Below are 17,847 nucleotides of genomic sequence, written 5' to 3' on the forward strand. Positions count from 1 at the left end.
CATCTGAAACCGCCGTAACTAATCACCCAAAATTTATCATCAATCATGAAAAAATCACTCCTTGCATTTGTATTGTCCATAACGATCGGTTGGGCTGCAAACGGGCAAGAACGAAAAACCTGCGCGACGAACGAGGTTTACCAGGAAGCTATTCGCAACCATCCTGAAATTCTGTTACAGCAGCAGGAATTAGAACAATTTACAGCTCGCTACACACAAGCCCACCAACATGAGCGTAATGCCGGCGGGCCAATTGCATATGTAATCCCTGTTGTTTTTCATATAGTTCACAATTATGGTCCGGAGAATATCTCTGATGCACAAGTGTATGATGCAATTCGTGTGATGAATGAAGATTACAGCAAACGAAATGCGGACACTGCTGCTATTGTTCCTTCCTTCGTTGGTATCGCTGCAAATTGCCAGATTGAATTCCGACTCGCGAATATTGACCCACAGGGAAATTGCACCAATGGTATTGACAGAGTTGTTTCCGCGTTGACAAATAACGCCGACGATAATGCTAAATTAAATCCATGGCCCTACCAGAATTATCTGAACATTTGGGTCATCAACACCTTCTCTTCAGCGCATGCTGGAGCCGCGGCTTATGCTTACTACCCCGGTGCTGCTTTTCCTGCCAACAAAGACGGGATCATTTCCCTTTACTCCTATGTAGGTAGTATTGGAGCCAGTAACCAGTTCAATGCTCGAACGCTCACACATGAAGCAGGACACTGTCTGAATCTTGCGCACGTTTGGGGAAGTACCAACCAACCGGGAGTTGCATGTGGTGATGATGGCGTGACCGACACTCCGGAGACGATGGGTTGGACATCTTGTAACCTCACCGGTTCCATCTGCAATCCTCCGATTATCGAAAACGTTCAGAATTACATGGAATATTCTTTCTGCGAAAACATGTTTACTGAAGGTCAGAAAACCCGCATGCATGCTGCTCTGAACTCTTCTGTTGGATCGAGAAGTAATTTGTGGTCATTAACCAACCTGAATGCCACCGGTACAGATGGCTCACCTTTGCAGACATGCATTCCTATTACTGATTTTGAAGCGGACAATTTGACTGTTTGTGCCGGAGCAACTGTTAACTTCCATGATTTGTGCTGGAATGGTGACCCCACTTCCTGGTCATGGGATTTTCCGGGAGGAACACCTTCTACTTCTACTGATTCATTCCCTGCTGTAGTTTATAATGCTGCCGGAACTTACGATGTAACGCTTACTGTTTCTAATTCCGCGGGTACAAGTTCTTACACGCGCAGCGCATACGTCCGCGTATCCGGAGCTCCGACGGATACAATTCCATACACTGAAAGTTTTGAAACAACAACGGTTTTCCCGGGAACAGACGGATATGTCTACAATCCTGATAATGGTACTACCTGGACTCGTATAACGACCGCGGCAAGTGCCGGTTCAGCTTCCATTCGTATTAATAATTACACCAATACAAGTGGAGCAGTCGATCAGTGGGTTATGCCAGCCATTGATTTCTCAAATGTTACTTTGCCGAGCATGACTTTTAAAGTCGCGAATGCTCAGCGAACCAGTGGTTCGACTGACGAATTGCGTGTAGCAGGCTCTAACAATTGTGGAAGAACATGGAACTATCGTTATACCAAATCAGGAGCCAGCCTTTCAACAGCAGGTGTTGTGAGCACCTCCTTCACTCCGAACAGCACTCAATGGAGATTGGAAACCATCAATCTCAATCCATTTGCCTTGAAGCCAAATGTGCGTTTGATGTTTGAAAATACAAGCGCTCGCGGAAACAATACCTATGTCGATGAAATCAACATCACCGGAACACTGGTAGGTGTTGATGAGGTCGAAGAAATTGAATTGGGTTTTGCTCTGTATCCTAATCCAAGTGCAGGAAATACGACAGTACAATTCCTGTTAAACAAAGGACAAGAGGTTCAACTGAATGTACTGGATGTTACCGGTCGATTGCTTACATCCATGATTAATGAAGAACTGAACTCAGGTCTTCACGAATATCAAATTCCTGTGCACACTCCGGGAATTTATTTTGTCGATCTTGTTGCCGGAGGAAAACGTCACGTTCGCAAACTGGTCATCTCTGAATAAATAAACAAACAAGCCTTACAACAAAGCCTCCCAAAATTGGGGGGCTTTTTTTGTATGAAAATGCTGCTTTCTTTGATGAACATTGTCTTTCCAATGGCTAAATCACTCTGTTTTCAGGAGCTAAACTGAAATTATTTTTATCTTTGAGTTTCCGGTTTCTGACTTTCCATCTTCGGAAATCATCACCAAAAATTTATACTCTACCATGAATAAATCTCTGCTCGCTCTATTCTTGTCTCTGGCTTTGAGCTGGGCAACAAAAGGGCAAGAATTGAAGTTGTGTGCAACAACAGAAATATATAATGAAACGGTACGTAAACATCCGGAAGTGTTATTACAACAACAGCAATTGGACCGGTTTACAGCAAACTATGAAGCGGAACATCAACACGAGCGAAGCGCGAATGGCGGAATAGTGTATATTATTCCTGTTGTATTTCACATTGTACACAATTATGGACAGGAAAATATTTCCGATGCACAGGTCCATGATGCGATCCGTGTGATGAATGAAGATTACAGTAAATTGAATGCAGATACAACAGTAATCGCTCCGTCTTTTCAGAGTATCGCGGCGAATTCTCAAATAGAATTCCGCCTTGCAACAAAAGACCCTCAGGGAAATTGCACGAACGGAATCGATCGTGTTGTTTCACCACTCACGATGAGCGCGGATGATGATGCAAAACTAAACCCCTGGCCTTATCAGAATTATCTGAACATCTGGGTCATCAATTCTTTTGCAGGACCAATGTCAGGAGCCGCGGCTTATGCCTATTATCCCGGCACAGCTTTTCCAACAAATGTGGATGGGATTATATCCTTGTACAGTTATGTCGGAAGTATTGGTGCCAGTACCGTTTTCAAATCAAGAGTGCTCAGTCATGAAGTTGGACACTACCTGAACCTTGCACACGTTTGGGGAAGCACCAATTCTCCGGGTGTAGCATGTGGCGATGATGGAGTTTCCGATACACCTGAAACAAAAGGATGGACCAGTTGCAATCCAAATGGATCCATCTGCAATCCTCCCATCATTGAGAATGTGCAAAACTACATGGAGTATTCCTATTGTGGTTGCATGTTCACACTCGGACAGAAAACTCGCATGCATGCCGCTTTGAATTCATCCGTTGGTATGCGTTCCAACTTATGGACGTCCACTAATCTTATTGCGACAGGTACGGATGGATCTGCAACCCAGGTATGTGTTCCAACCGCTGATTTCGGTGCTGATAATCTCAGTGTGTGCACAGGAACTACAGTGAACTTTCATGATCTGAGTTGGAATGGTACTCCAACATCCTGGTCATGGAATTTTCCCGGCGGTACACCATCTACATCTACCGATTCCTTTCCTGCTGTTGTTTACAATTCTCCCGGTGTCTATGATGTAACCCTTACCGCATCGAATTCGGCAGGATCAAGCTCGTTCACACGTACAGGATATATTCGTGTAACCGGCACTCCGGCTATGAGTCCCCCTTACATGGAAAGTTTTGAATTTGCCAATACATTCCCCGGTACAGATGGTTATGTTACAAATCCGGATAATGGAATTACATGGACAAGATTTACAAATGTTGCAAGCGCGGGAAGCGCCAGTATTGGCATTAACAATTATATCAACACAAGCGGGCAAGTAGACAAATGGTTTATGCCTTCTATAGATTTTTCAAATGTTTCTTCGCCCTACATGGAAATCAAGGTCGCAAATGCTCAGCGTTTCAGTTCGTCGAATGATGAATTGCGCATTGCAGGTTCTGTAAATTGCGGGCGCACCTGGAACTACCGTTACACAAGATCAGGCACCAGTTTGTCTACAGCGGGAATTGTGAGCAATTCATTCACGCCTAATTCAACTCAATGGAGAACGGATTTGATCAACTTACAACCCTTTGGACTCAAGCCGAATGTTCGGTTGATGTTTGAGAATATCAGTAATGGTGGAAATAACACTTATATTGATGAGATCAATATCTCCGGTACAATGGTTGGAGTTGATGAAATTGAAGAAATTGAAATGGGATTTGCCCTGTATCCGAACCCGGGTGCCGGAAAAACTACCGTTCAGTTTCTGTTGAAGGATGGACAAGGTGTAGAGCTTAATTTGAGAGATGTTACAGGTCGATTGGTCAGCTCTATAATCAACCAGGAATTACACAGCGGTTCGCACGAATACCAAATCCCGGTTCAAACACCTGGTATATACTTCGTTGATCTGATCGCCGGGGGCAAACGTCATGTTCGAAAACTGGTTATCTCTGAATAAATAGTACGCTAATCATTCCTGGAGGGCGCTCTTCTGAAAAACGAGAATTCATCAAGTGGATGCTAATATATCCTCCTGGGCTCTTTCAGGGGAAACTTTTAAAGAATCCGGTCGTATTTCACCAATAAAATTACTCTCAAAATTGGGCATCTCCTTTTTTTTTTGAAGATTTGCCCGTTCGTTTCAATATGTCTCTAATCCATCGGTTTTTTCTTCTTTCAGCCGCACTTTTGCTGGCCTCATTTTCGAGAGCCCAGGAAGTTCCGGTTTATAAGAAAAATGCACTGATTTTGGATCTGACCCAATACGGGACTAATGAGCTGAATCTGAACTATGAACACTTTTTCTCCGTCCGCAGAAGCCTGGAGTTAACGGCGGGATTGGTCTATGTAAACACTCCTTTGGCCGAGTTCGGAAAGAGTTGGACGAATTCACACTATTTCGAAGAACATGGCTTTACAGCACGTATCGCCTATAAATTGTACAAGCCACAGGTAGAGGATTCGAAATGGAGAGATTATATCGCTCCCGGACTGGTGTACAAATATCTTTATTACAACAACCAATGGTTCGAGAACGAAACTTCAAATGCCAAAGGGGACAAATACACTGAAGCAATATACCAGCGCAGATTCCGGCATAAATTCGGTTTAGAATTTGTGTGGGGAAAAGTTTACGAAATGAGTAAGTCTTTTGCTTTTGAGTTGTATTACGGAGTCGGCTTGCGTGGAACTCTTTCTTCCCGTACCGATATCCAGAAACAAGACACCGTAGGCGTTTCAAAAATCTATGATGTCAATTTTACCGATGAAAATTTTTATGTGCGACCCACACTTCGTGGTGGAGTAAAATTCCGTTTCTCCTTTTAATCCTGTACTTTTATTTTGCTGCTGTGCGCGTTGCATGGCTTAATTCAACTCTTCTCACTTCACCATTCACTCTTTACTTTAAATTTGTCTTATGGACACTCCGGAAATTCTTCTTATTGCAAGAAAATTATTAGCGGATCTTGCCGCAGGTAAATCGGGATCTGAAATCGCAAACTATTTTAGTCCTGCTATCCGTCAGATTGAATATCCAAACATGCTCAATGTTCATGGAGGAATTAGTGATATCAAAACCATCATCGACCGGGCCGATAAGGGAAAACAAATCGTCACCAGTCAGAGTTACGACATCCAGCGTGAATTCGTTTCCGGTAATACCGTCATCATAGAAGTTGTGTGGAGAGGTACATTTACTTTACCTATCGGAAAAACACCTCCGGGAGAAGAAATCAAAGCCTTCTTCGCATTGTTCATGGAATTCGAAAACGGAAAAATTGTCGTTCAACGAAACTACGATTGCTTCGCGGAATTTTGAGAGTAAAGGGTGAAGAGTGAATGGTGAAGAGTTGATAGCTACTATTTACTCTTCACTATTCCTCAATGTGCTTCAAGCCAGTTTTCACCTGAACCTACTCCTACTTCAACAGGAACTTTCAAAGTCAGTGCGTGCTTCATGTGATTCTCAACCATCGCTTTTAATTCTTCAAGTTCTGATTTGTGTGCGTCGAAGACCAATTCGTCATGTACCTGAAGCAACATTTTTGATTTCAAATTTCTCTTTTTGATTTCATCATGAATCCGGATCATGGCAATTTTTATCATATCAGCCGCGCTTCCCTGGATTGGTGCATTGATCGCGTTCCGTTCTGCAAATCCTCTTACAGTTGCATTCGCGGAATTAATGTCACGCAAATAGCGTCGACGACCAAGGATGGTTTCTACATAACCTTTCTTCCTCGCGTTTTCAATGCTCATGTCCATGTATTCCTTGATTGCCGGATACTGCATGAAATAGTTATCAATAATTCCTTTTGCTTCCGTCCTTGAAATATTCAAACGATCAGCAAGACCAAAAGCGGAAATACCATAGATAATTCCGAAGTTCACCATCTTCGCGTTTCTGCGCATATCACCGGTGACTTCCTTAATTGGAACATTGTACACTTTGGAAGCAGTCGCGGCATGAATATCTTCACCACTGCGAAAAGCTTCCAACATACCGGGATCTCCGCTGAGTTCAGCGATGATCCGCAATTCGATTTGTGAATAGTCGGCTGAGAGCAGTGTATATTCACTGTTGCGGGGAATAAACGCTTTTCGAATTTCTCTTCCACGTTCTGTACGAATAGGAATATTCTGCAGATTCGGATTGTCGGAACTCAGTCGGCCCGTAACAGCTACCACCTGATTGTACGATGTATGGATTCTTCCTGTAGCAGGATTAACAAGATCAGGCAATACATCAACATAGGTGTTTTTCAATTTCACCAGTTCGCGGTAATCAAGGATCCTGCGAACCATCGGATGTTTATTTTCGAGTTTGCTCAATACATCTTCCGCGGTGGAGTACTGACCGGTTTTGGTTTTCGTAGGCTTCTCAACGATTTTCAAATCTTCAAAAAGAACTTCACCTACCTGCTTGGGAGAAGAAACATTAAATTTCTTCCCGGCCATGTCCTGAATTTCTTTTTCAATTTTAGAAATATCTGTTTCCAGAACCGCTGAAAAATCACGAAGCGCTTTGATATCGATATTTATTCCTTCCGCTTCCATGTCTGCAAGCACAGGTACAAGCGGCATTTCAACTTCTGTAAATAATTTTGTTGTTCCGGTAGATTTTAATTTAGGTTCGAAAACCGTGTACAACTGATAAGTAACATCCGCATCTTCCGCGGCATACTCCGCCACCTGTTCAACAGGAATATCCCGCATATTCTTCTGCTCTTTCCCTTTTTTCCCGATCAGACTTTCAATAGAAACCGGAGCATAATTCAAATACGTTTCCGCGAGAACATCCATACTGTGACGCATTTCCGGACGAATCAGGAAATGAGCGATCATTGTATCAAACAAAACTCCTTTCAATTCCACATCGTAACGCTTCAATATCGATAAATCGTATTTTAGATTCTGTGCAATCTTTGTGATTGATTCGTTAGAGAAAACCGATTTGAATTCATCCACGATTGCCTGAGCTTCGAGATGATTCGCGGGAACCGAAACATAATAGCCTTCATGAGCAGCCCAGGAGAATGACATACCAACCAATTCAGCTTTGTATGCATCGAGTCCGGTTGTTTCAGTATCAAAACAAATATATTTTTGATCGAGTAATTTCTTTATCAGATCTTCCCGCTTGGCTTTTGTATCACACAAATGATAAGTATGCTTTACATCCGCGATAGTCTGATGAATCGCGTCTTCAGGGTGAGTCTCCTCCGGCTCAACAATTACTTCCGGTTCTGAATCAAATAAATTTCCCTGAGCACTCGCTGCTGCTTTTTTCTTTGAAGACGACGCTGGCGCTGTAGTTGTTGCTGCGGACGGTTTAGCTTCCTCCTGAGTCTGGTTACCTGTAAGTCCCAATTGCTCCGCCAGTCTGCGAAATTCAAGTTCGGTAAACAGATCGCGCAAGGCTTCGCGATTCGGTTCAACCGCAATCAGATCATCTAGTTTTTCCTTTACCGGTACATCCGTGATGATTGTCGCGAGACGTTTCGATTGAATCGCTTTATCTTTATTGTTCTCGACCTTTTCTTTTAATTTTCCTTTAAGCTGATCTGTATTCTCGAGAAGGTTTTCAATGGAACCAAACTGTTTTACCAATTGCATCGCTGTCTTCTCTCCAACACCCGGGATTCCCGGAATATTGTCGACACTGTCGCCCATCAATCCCAGGATATCTTTTACCTGTTCTACCCTCTCAATCTCCCATCGTTTACAAACTTCTGCGACGCCCAGCACCTCCGCGCCATTCCCTGCTCGGGCAGGTTTATAAATGAATGTATGCTCATCCACCAATTGACCATAATCCTTATCCGGCGTCATCATGTAGGTATCGAAGCCTGCTTTCTCTGCCTGTAGAGCAAGTGTTCCGATGACATCATCTGCTTCAAATCCGTCCATCGCGATCACAGGAATATTGAAGGCTTCACATAATTTTACCACAACCGGAATTGAAGCAGCCAGATCTTCAGGGATTTCCTGACGATGGGCTTTGTACTCGGCAAATTCTTCGTGACGTGATGTCGGAGCAGCCGTATCAAAAACAACAGCGATGTGTGTGGGCTTTTCTTTTTTCAGTACATCCAGCAATGTATTTGTAAAACCAAAAATTGCCGAGGTATTCTGACCCTTACTGTTGATCCTGTGATTGTTGCTGAATGCAAAATAAGCGCGATAAATCAATGCCATCGCGTCGAGTAGAAATAGTTTCTTAGGAGCTGCCATAACCTTCAAATAGGCTATGAAGATACTAAATTAGCGGAAGGGAAATGAAGCCCCGACTTCTGAAAATAACAATTGTTAAAAAGCGGAAATTATTTCCCGCCATTGATCATTCCGCCATTCTGATCGGAATTATCTTCCTTCATATCGTCATTTTTAATTCCTTTTTTCTTCTTCTGGCTGAATTCCATTTTACCAAAACGATAATCAAAACTTACGCGTGCGCCGAGGAAGAAAACTTTATTGTCGCTGTCATAGGAAAAATTATCTCCCTTGTAATTATTTTTGAAATGCATGTACCATGTTGCAAAATTGTCGAAACCGAATGCGATCCCTCCTCTTTCATTCTTAAACTCCTTACGCGCACTCAGGTTGTAATACCAAAACGAAGTTGAGCTTCCCTGTACTGTAAACTTAGGACCATTGAAATTTCCAAAAGCCTGAATTCCCCATGTTTTTGTTATTTCATAAGAACCATACAAGCTCACATTGTAGTTTATTCCGTCGTTCTGCAAATTCTCGGTCAGCCCTGTACTTTTCACTTTGTAATAAAAAATATTAAAATTACTTCCCATGTAAATTTTCGATTTCCACATTACATTCAATCCAATACTGGCACCTGTACTGTAGTTTTTACCAATATTGTCATACGTGGAAACATATACATCATTTGTATCTACAAAACGAATGCCTTCAATCGCGTTGTTGGTGAAGCGGTGATAAACAGAAAGATTGATCGAACCAAATTTCTGAAATGAATTCCAGCCAAACTCAAAAGACTGACTTTTCTCCGCGCTCAGATTTGGATTTCCATAGGAAATATTGCTGACATCGCTTTGATTGATATAAGGATTCAGATAGGTAAGACCCGGTCTTTGTATCCGCTGAGTGTAACTCAGTTTTAAAGAAAATTTTGTCGGACGTGTAAATGAAACTGTCGCGGTAGGAATAAAGTTTTCATACGAATTGGTCACCGATGATGAACTCTGATTAAAACCGCCGTCCAGGTTAGTATGCTCGTAACGTAAACCTCCCTTAATTCCCCATCTTTTCAATGTAGCTGAAAGCTGCATGTAACCTGCATAAATGGTCTGATCGTAATCAAACACATTACTTCTTGAAGTATCGTTCAAATAAGCATCAGCGATGTAACTGAATATTTTATAATTATAATCACTCTTTACTTTTCGTATAATATTCTTGGCACCAACTTCCAGCAATAATTCCTCCAGCAAAGGATGTGAATAATCCGCCTGAATAGTAAGTTCTTTGTTCCCGCTTTTATTCAAACTGTTTTCAAGAATTGGAAATCTTGGCAAACTATCAAGCATTCTTGAAATATCGTATTCCGTATTCCGATTACTGTTTGTGAGTTGTCCGGATAAAGTAAACTCCTGGTTTGGTTTTTTCAATGACTGTTTCAAATCCAGTGTCGCATCATAATTCAATCCATCGGTTTTTGTATCGTAATCTGTAGTGAATAATTTCCGGGAAGGGTTTCCATTAAAAGAAAAATAATTATCCGTAGTTCCATTCGAAGAATTATTAAAATCATTAATACGAAGTGATCCGTTCAAATTCAATCGTTGCGTGAAATCATAATCCAGTGTCATCTGGCCGAATGGACCAAAGCCGGTATTGTTATTATCGCCTTCTTGTCGCAGGGAAGAGTATTGAGTGGATCGTGTCGCCTGCAATTCTCCTTTTCCGGAGTATCCGAAACCACCAAAGTTTAATCCCGTGCCCAATTTCCCTGTACGGTAACTCAGATTTCCAAAGAGATTACTGGAACGTGTGCCTGCACCGGCATTTACCATTCCGCTGAAACCATGGATATTTTTTCTCTTGGTAATAATATTGATAATTCCTCCGGTACCTTCCGCGTCGTACTTCGCGCTCGGACTGGTGATTACTTCTACTTTCTCGATTTCATCAGCGGGAATCATTTTCATCGCGTCAGCGACACTTCCGGCTGTGAGAGAAGAAGGTTTGTTGTTGATCAGGATTTTTACATTTTGAGTTCCCTGCAACATCACATTTCCTTCAAGATCGACCTGTACCATGGGAACTTTTCTCAAAACGTCCGTAGCGTTACCTCCTTTTGTTGTGATGTCTTTTTCAGCATTATAAACTAACTTATCGATTTTAGTTTCGATAAGTGCTTTCTCCGCCTCGATAGTTGTTTCTTTCAACAAATTTGTAGAAGGAGCCAGTAAAATCTTCGGAATGTTTACGACAAGTTTCTTCTCTGAGATTTTAACAGAATCAATATTTTTCGTTCCATAACCAACGAAAGTGATGCTCAGATGGTAAATACCATTTCTGAGATTCTTTAATTTAAAATCTCCTTGTCCGTCGGTGAGTACACCATCGATCGGTTTTTCACTGCCCTGTTCATACAAACCGACACTGGCAAACTCAACCGGTTTTTTAGTTAACGAATCCAGTAATGTTCCGGTGATTTTACCATCAAAAATTCTTTGCGGACCTCCGCCAAGATTAAGCCCGGGAATCTGGGCAATTATTGAGTTGCAGGCAAATACCAATGCTAGAAGAGTGAAGAAATACTGTCTCATAGTTTTTAAGGAAGGGCGTAAAGGTAAGGAGTCAATACCAAGGGAAAAAATATATTCACACGCTAAAGACCACTCTATTTTCGAGGAAATTATTAAAATTATTGTGTTTTGATAGATTCCTCCATCACTGAACATGATAACTGAAACAATATCCTGCGTTTTCATACCGGGAATTGCCTTGTTTTTCTCTTGCTTAATGAATTTCAAGTGCATAAAAACATTCCGGAATTTGAGAAAGGCTCCGGATCCCTACCTGCTTACAGCCTACCCGAAAATTGGGCCGCCTTGCCGAGCTAAATGACAATGCCGACCGTATTTCTAAAAACAAAAAGTAAAAAGTCCTTCAAGCGAATGCTTATGTCTTTTATCTTCATCCAACCACTTATACTCAACAAAAAAGAAAAGGGAAATAAAGATACAATCCTACAATTAAATTGAATCCTTGACAAATCTATTTACAACTGGATTCAATGACAATGAAAAACTCCGTCAGTGAAAAAGAATATCAATACAAAATTAGGGCAGGAAGAGTAACGGATAAAGAGTCTCTCCTGCAAGTACTGCAATTGAATTACGAAAGATCATCGTCCCTTGATGATTTCTACTCCAAGTTGAATAAGTCTAAAATTGAAACCTACCAAAGAAGTGGAAAGGTAACAGGCGTAGTTTTCAATGGTAAAAAGTTTCGTTTTTCAAGACTTGGAATTTCATTAGAGTTATTTCAGGAAACCAGTGTTGAGAGAAAAAGAAATAATGAATTAAAAGCTTCAAGGGATTTAAAAAAGAAAGAGCATAAGGAATTAAACCTATGAAGTTCAATTTATTCAACTAAAAATTTCACACTCCATGAGCCACTCACACTAATCATCCTTGCTAAATAAATCCCAGAAGAAATAGATGGCAAATCTAAATGCTTATAACTACTGTATCTAGGTAACTGATATTTTACTATAACATTTCCTTCCATGTCTATTATTTCAAGTCCGCTTTCAGATCTAACAATTGGGTAAGATATAGTGAAGTTTCCATTTCGTACGGGGGTAGGATAAACTTCGATTAAATGTTCAGATTTGTTGAAAACCTGAACTGAATTTAAAAGAGAATCACACACACTCCCAATAACAGGGCCTAAATCATAATTTGGATTATTGGGTAAACCATAATAAGTTCGTTTTCCACCGAGGTAAAAACTGAAAGGTTGAAAGTCGCATGCAACTCCTATGCTATTGGGATTATTAATAACACTTAAGTTCATGTTAATGTAATTATACATAGAATCAGCATAGGGAAAGCTATTAAGGTGTGGGCTTTCGTAGGCACGTGAATAATAAATTTTCCCATCCGGAGCTAAGCGAACAGCACCCGGTCCGATTGGTGCGTAGGTCATGTCAATTGTGTCTGCACTATTGGGGATATCAATTGAATTCAAATCGTATTGTATAAGATACGATTCCGCGACACCTGTCCACCTGGCAGTCGTAACATAAAATATATTTCCATCAGGGCTATAACTGCCCTCCCAAAGAAGTCTATTATAAGGTACGGTTGTTATTTCCGGATAAATGAGTCTGGGATTATTAACTATTCCTGTGCATCGGTCAAAATCATATTCACACATGTAACCTCTAACATTTATTACCATAACCTTTGTGTTATCTGGATTAAAAATAATTTTTTGAAAATCCAGATCCGTGGCATCATTAAAGTCAAAGGTGATCTCAGGAGAGATATTATCAGGTGTAATCAAGTAAACAAGAAAGCGATTATGCTGGGTGTAGTTAGTACTAGAAAGCTTAGATATTAACCACCAGTCACGCCCATTAGCATGTTTTACTGCTTGGAGACAATCCGCAATCCTGTTGCTATCGATCTGGATATTCTTTATCACCACAGCCCCAAGACCTTGATCAAGATTCATATCGATTACTGAATAATAAATTCCGTCATAATATACGGGCCACCCTGTGTAAATCAAATAATATTTGTCATTATTCCCTGAAAATGGAACAATCTGGAGTTCATTATATACTCCATCACTAATTATTGAATCCGAATTCAATAAAGTGTCGTGATTGGCATTCCAGACATAGGCTATAGCTAAAGGCATGTATGTATCAGCATAAAACTGCAATGCACCCATAGAATCACAAATAGAAACACAACTACCCCTTCCATCCATAGCTGAAACGAATGGAGCAGGATTTATTGTGTCCCTGAAATCTATCCCTGCACTGTCTCCGAAACACCAGATGGAATTCCGGTTTTGGCTAAATGCAGAAAAAGTGATAAAGAACAGAAAGAAGGATAATGTAAATCGCATTTCTAAAGATAGTTGGAGATTCCGTTCAAACTGACCACCTCTTTTCGCGTCAAACTGACCACCTAAAGTTACTCGCATAATTTGTTAAAGAAAACATGAGATTTTGGTTGCTGATGGCTGTTGGTTTAATTGATTTTTTCTGTCTTATCAGATTCTAAGGTACTTCTTTTTTTTCGCATTGATTCACCTTTTAACTCCAGGCGATGAGCATCGTGAATAACCCGGTCTAAGATCGCATCTGCAATCGTCTGTTCTCCGATCACTTCAAACCAATTATTCATCGGCACTTGTGAGGTAATGAGTGTAGATCGCTTACCGTGGCGGTCTTCAATGATTTCCATGAGCATGGTCCTGCTTTGTTGATCCAGAGGCTGGATTCCAAAGTCATCGATGATCAGCATATCTTGTTTTTCCATGCGCGTGATTTCTTTTAGATAGCTGCCATCTGCCTTTCCCATTTTCAACCTTGCAAAGAGCTTAGAGGAGTACTCATACATTACCTTGTATCCTAATGAACAAGCCTGGTGACCCAATGCGGAGGCGAGATAGCTCTTTCCAATGCCTGTACTTCCGGTGATGATTACATTTTGTTTCTTCTTAATAAAATCACAATCTGCAAGGCGAAGCACCTGGTTTTTGTCAATCTCCCGATCTGTTTCAAAGCTAATCTGTTCAACAGATGCTTTGTAACGGAAGTGGGCATTCTTTACGCTACGGCTCAATTTCCTGTTGTAACGCTGATCCCATTCAGAGTCAATCAGCATTGCCAGGAGTTCGTCCGCAGTACATTGTGTTGCTTTGCCGGATTCCAGGCTGCTCCGGAAGGCTTGCGCCATTCCGGTTAATTTCATCGTTTTCATTTTTTGGATTGTTTGCTCATTCATAATGGTGTTGTTTTAAAGGGTTAGTTTATGTTTATTGGTAGTAATTATTTCCACGGATATTTTCATGCTTGGGCATGGGCATCACTTTATCATCTTCAACATCAAAGTAATCCAGCCCTTTGTTCAGGATTTCTTCAATAGCACGGTAGTGATACAATCCGTAGGCATGCGCTCGCTCGCAGGCCCGGACGAGTCGCTTATGTCCGACACGTTTAGCGAAGGATAAAATACCCTGGCAGGATTTGTAGGCCTGCTCCGGATGTTGTTTGCGTTGAAGTACCTGTGCGATATAGAACTCCACCTCTTGGCCTATGGCTCGTGCCAGCGTTAAAAAATAGTCCGGATTCCATTCTGCCATTACCTGATGCTGGGTCGCCAGATGAGAGGAATCAGTCGTATAATTGTGTGGACTGCGTACCCGCTGGTGCGTAGCAATCACATCATACTTGTAATAAATTTCAAGCTTTGATTTGCTGTACAGAATGCGGACCTTCTTACTGATGTAACTGTAGGGGACACTGTAATAATGTTTGTCAACGCTCAGGTTCACGTGCCCGTTTTTCATCACCGTTACTACTTGCAATGTTCGTAGTTCAAAACGAGTGGAAGGGAGCGCTTGCAGGGCGTGTTTCTCTGATTCTTCGAACTGCTCAAGCCGGGAGTAATTACGCCCTTTGAACTTTTGCTGATTGTGTTGAAGCAACAACGGAAGGATGCGTGCATTTAATTCTTCCAGCGATGCAGGTAGTTCCGGTGGCAGCAGCGCGAAGATGCGGATGTATGCGATCTTCACCGCCCCTTCCACCAAAGCCTTGTCCTTAGGCTTGTATGCGCGTGCAGGGAGCACAACCATGTTGTAATGTTCGGCAAAAGCTTCAAAGTTTTCGTTCAGCTTGGGCTCGTAACGATTGGTTTTGATGACCGCAGATTTTAAATTATCCGGAACAATCGCTGTTGGTGTTCCGCCAAAAAAGTGAACAGCGTTTTCACAACAGCCGATAAAATCTTCCACACGCTGACTCTCCACCGCTTCCACATACGTGTATTGGCTTCCACCCAGAATCGCAACAAAAACTTCCATCTTCTTGATCTCACCACTCGTTGGATCAACTACTTCCAGTTTCTCTCCCGTAAAATCAACATACATTTTATCACCTGCAATGTGCGTCATGTGCATGCTGGGTTGTGCGCGACGTGTCCACAGATTGAAGTGGGAATAAAAGGCTGTGAGTTTGTATCCTTCAGGAGATTGTTTGACGTACTCCTGGTAAAGGCTTAGTCTAGTTACGCCGCGTTTCTTTAAACGACTTTCATGTACTCTAAAATATTCATAGAGCGCAACCATTCGATTGTCCATGACAACTTCTGGCTCCTTGCAAAAAAGTTCATCCAGTTCTTTGTCACTCAACTTGCTCACTTCGTCCCAATTGCTGTGCAATCCAACAAATGTGTAGAGGTACTTCTTTACTGTATTGCGGGATAGCCCCGTAATAGTGCTGATGCTTAGTTTACTATGCCCTTGGCAATGTAATTTTAAGACGTGTCGCAATTTGCTCATGAGTATCGGTTTATTAGCCATCAAAAATGGATTGGTTAGAAGAGCATGTTAGCCCTTTTTCAATCTATTTTAGATCGCAACCGATCTCAGATTTTCTTCTTAAATTAGGTGGTCACTTTGCCGCGGAATCAGGTGGTCAGTTTGCCGCGAAAAAAGGTGGTCAGTTTCAAACGAAAAGTGGTGGTCAGTTTAGACGGAATCTCCAACTGGAGTGATAATCAATGGAAGAAAATTTCGCTTTTCAAGAATTGGAATTGAGAATGTCATATTTCAAGAACTCAATGATGATAAAAATAGAAAAAAAGAATTAGAGGTCTTAAGAGTTGTAAAAAAGAAAAAACACAAGGAATTAAACTTGTAAGAATTTATTCCACAATAAATTTCACACTTCCAGTCACACTCCCGCTTCTCATGCTTGCCATATATATCCCGGATGATAATTCAGGCAAAACCAAATGCTGGATACTACTCCACTCCGGCAAAAAGTATTTTATTATTTCTTTTCCTTCAAGATTAATAATTTCAAGTTCACCTTTTGTTTTCAAAGTCGGATATGTAATTGTGAAATGTCCATCAGTAATAGGATTAGGATTGAATTGAAAATTAATTTTTGAATTAATTTCAGAAATTCTATTTGTTAAGCTATCACAAACAGTTCCCGTTTCCGCTCCTAAAAAATAATTGGGATAATTGGGAATGGTGAAGGCATTGTAAAACCCCAGGTTTATACAGTGCTGGCACACATCACAGCCCATTCCGATCACATCGGGGTGATTGATGACATGAATATCGATTGTGCTATTCCCGCAGTTGATATATATTTTTCCATCCGGAGCTAATTGAGACAAATAAAACGAAGTAGCAAAAGGAGGTTGCGGAGAATAGTAGCCATCGTACACTGCCACTGTAGTTTTAGATGCAGCAATGTTCGAGGAAGTTAAATCAAATTGATAAACATAATTCATGGAAGAAAGGTATAGCACTTTTGAGTTCGAGGAAAATGCTGCTCCTGCGCTGATCGCACTATCATTAATGGCTAAATGAGTAACATTAGTAAAATCGCCGGTACAACGATCAAACTGAAACAAATCCAAGTCAGATGTCGGTTCGTAATAAGCATAATAATTTCCATCGGGAGAAAACACGCATTGACCAAAAGTTACATCTCTTGGACTTCCAATGTTTTGGATCCAAGGCCCATCAACTCCAAATGGTGTTATTAAATATTTATAATATTTATTTGTGTGGTTGCTTTTGTGGGCAATTAGCCACCAGTCTCTTCCGTTCGCATGTTTACATGCAGTCAAACGGCCATCAACCAAACTATCATGTATTAGAACATTATTTTTTGAAATAACTGCACCTAAACCGCCATCCGATGTCATATCTATTATAGAATAATATAAATAAAAAGCAGAATAGGTAGATTGATAATCATCGCTGGTAAGGTGAAATAAATAATATTGATTTGGATGATCTGGAATTGGAATGACAAGATTTGCTTGTGGCATGGTCAACCCGTATTGGGTATGATTAGTCGTAAAGAGTGCAGGATTTAATCCACTTCCATTTTGCATTGTATCTTTATTGGCATTTTCAATATAAATACCATTCGAAATAAATAGCATATTTCCTAGTGAATCGGAAATTAAACCATTGGTGCAATTAATATTAATATTCCTATTTTCTTGACCAATCTGGAGAACACCACCTGTAAAATCCAATTTAATTCCTCCCCAGGGTGGTCCGCTTTGAGAATCATCACCCATGAGCCATAGATTATTAATCCCTTGGGAATACAAAAGGCAGGGGAATAAAAAGAATATTAAAAGTAGCTTTTGAAATTTAGAA

11 protein-coding genes are annotated in these 17,847 nt (G+C 41.0%); 5 read left to right on the top strand and 6 right to left on the bottom strand.

All coding sequences use genetic code 11. The features are described 5' to 3' along the window. Nucleotides 1-45: 45 nt before the first annotated feature. From IPP86_07650 to IPP86_07665, 4 genes are all read left to right on the top strand, one after another. The gene (locus tag IPP86_07650) at nucleotides 46-2,112 is read left to right on the top strand and encodes a PKD domain-containing protein (GenBank protein MBL0138388.1); all 2,067 of its coding nucleotides are present in this window, start codon (nucleotides 46-48) and stop codon (nucleotides 2,110-2,112) included. A gap of 205 nt (nucleotides 2,113-2,317) precedes the next feature. After that, the gene (locus IPP86_07655; GenBank protein ID MBL0138389.1) at nucleotides 2,318-4,384 is read left to right on the top strand and encodes a PKD domain-containing protein; all 2,067 of its coding nucleotides are present in this window, start codon (nucleotides 2,318-2,320) and stop codon (nucleotides 4,382-4,384) included. Between the two features lie 188 nt (nucleotides 4,385-4,572). Next, nucleotides 4,573-5,253, top strand: coding sequence for a hypothetical protein (locus IPP86_07660; GenBank protein ID MBL0138390.1), 681 nt, complete (start codon nucleotides 4,573-4,575; stop codon nucleotides 5,251-5,253). 91 nt (nucleotides 5,254-5,344) lie between these two features. Then, nucleotides 5,345-5,746, top strand: coding sequence for a nuclear transport factor 2 family protein (locus tag IPP86_07665; GenBank protein MBL0138391.1), 402 nt, complete (start codon nucleotides 5,345-5,347; stop codon nucleotides 5,744-5,746). 62 nt (nucleotides 5,747-5,808) lie between these two features. Here IPP86_07665 and polA read toward each other — a convergent pair whose 3' ends face one another. Together polA and IPP86_07675 are read right to left on the bottom strand one after the other, a co-directional pair. Continuing rightward, a complete protein-coding gene (gene polA, locus IPP86_07670; GenBank protein ID MBL0138392.1) occupies nucleotides 5,809-8,661 on the bottom strand; it encodes a DNA polymerase I in 2,853 nt (950 codons plus the stop codon). 89 nt (nucleotides 8,662-8,750) lie between these two features. Next, entirely contained in the window at nucleotides 8,751-11,234 is a 2,484-nt protein-coding gene (locus IPP86_07675; GenBank protein ID MBL0138393.1) for a TonB-dependent receptor, read from the bottom strand. Nucleotides 11,235-11,710: 476 nt separating this feature from the next. On the opposite strand from IPP86_07675, the gene IPP86_07680 reads away from it, so the two are divergent. Further along, a complete protein-coding gene (locus tag IPP86_07680) occupies nucleotides 11,711-12,046 on the top strand; it encodes a hypothetical protein (GenBank protein MBL0138394.1) in 336 nt (111 codons plus the stop codon). Nucleotides 12,047-12,054: 8 nt separating this feature from the next. Here the strand turns inward: IPP86_07680 and IPP86_07685 are convergent, their stop codons facing one another. The 4 genes from IPP86_07685 to IPP86_07700 form a co-directional block, all read right to left on the bottom strand. Continuing rightward, the gene (locus IPP86_07685; protein ID MBL0138395.1) at nucleotides 12,055-13,632 is read right to left on the bottom strand and encodes a T9SS type A sorting domain-containing protein; all 1,578 of its coding nucleotides are present in this window, start codon (nucleotides 13,630-13,632) and stop codon (nucleotides 12,055-12,057) included. 47 nt (nucleotides 13,633-13,679) lie between these two features. Next, a complete protein-coding gene (locus IPP86_07690; GenBank protein ID MBL0138396.1) occupies nucleotides 13,680-14,438 on the bottom strand; it encodes an ATP-binding protein in 759 nt (252 codons plus the stop codon). 31 nt (nucleotides 14,439-14,469) lie between these two features. Next, nucleotides 14,470-16,017: an IS21 family transposase gene (locus tag IPP86_07695; protein ID MBL0138397.1), complete on the bottom strand. Its 1,548-nt coding sequence runs from the start codon at nucleotides 16,015-16,017 to the stop codon at nucleotides 14,470-14,472. A 344-nt stretch (nucleotides 16,018-16,361) separates the two neighbouring features. Next, nucleotides 16,362-17,765, bottom strand: coding sequence for a T9SS type A sorting domain-containing protein (locus IPP86_07700; protein ID MBL0138398.1), 1,404 nt, complete (start codon nucleotides 17,763-17,765; stop codon nucleotides 16,362-16,364). Nucleotides 17,766-17,847 lie beyond the last annotated feature (82 nt).

The organism is Bacteroidota bacterium (genome assembly GCA_016720935.1).
In the GTDB taxonomy this organism is placed as follows: domain Bacteria; phylum Bacteroidota; class Bacteroidia; order AKYH767-A; family 2013-40CM-41-45; genus JADKJP01.

What these genes read in the sequence shown, in the direction of transcription:
- IPP86_07650 (MBL0138388.1), top strand. Translation starts at nt 46, where the DNA reads ATGAAAAAATCACTCCTTGCATTTGTATTGTCCATAACGATCGGTTGG.
- IPP86_07655 (MBL0138389.1), top strand. Translation starts at nt 2,318, where the DNA reads ATGAATAAATCTCTGCTCGCTCTATTCTTGTCTCTGGCTTTGAGCTGG.
- IPP86_07660 (MBL0138390.1), top strand. Translation starts at nt 4,573, where the DNA reads ATGTCTCTAATCCATCGGTTTTTTCTTCTTTCAGCCGCACTTTTGCTG.
- IPP86_07665 (MBL0138391.1), top strand. Translation starts at nt 5,345, where the DNA reads ATGGACACTCCGGAAATTCTTCTTATTGCAAGAAAATTATTAGCGGAT.
- polA (MBL0138392.1), bottom strand. Translation starts at nt 8,661, where the DNA reads ATGGCAGCTCCTAAGAAACTATTTCTACTCGACGCGATGGCATTGATT.
- IPP86_07675 (MBL0138393.1), bottom strand. Translation starts at nt 11,234, where the DNA reads ATGAGACAGTATTTCTTCACTCTTCTAGCATTGGTATTTGCCTGCAAC.
- IPP86_07680 (MBL0138394.1), top strand. Translation starts at nt 11,711, where the DNA reads ATGAAAAACTCCGTCAGTGAAAAAGAATATCAATACAAAATTAGGGCA.
- IPP86_07685 (MBL0138395.1), bottom strand. Translation starts at nt 13,632, where the DNA reads ATGCGAGTAACTTTAGGTGGTCAGTTTGACGCGAAAAGAGGTGGTCAG.
- IPP86_07690 (MBL0138396.1), bottom strand. Translation starts at nt 14,438, where the DNA reads ATGAATGAGCAAACAATCCAAAAAATGAAAACGATGAAATTAACCGGA.
- IPP86_07695 (MBL0138397.1), bottom strand. Translation starts at nt 16,017, where the DNA reads ATGGCTAATAAACCGATACTCATGAGCAAATTGCGACACGTCTTAAAA.
- IPP86_07700 (MBL0138398.1), bottom strand. Translation starts at nt 17,765, where the DNA reads ATGGGTGATGATTCTCAAAGCGGACCACCCTGGGGAGGAATTAAATTG.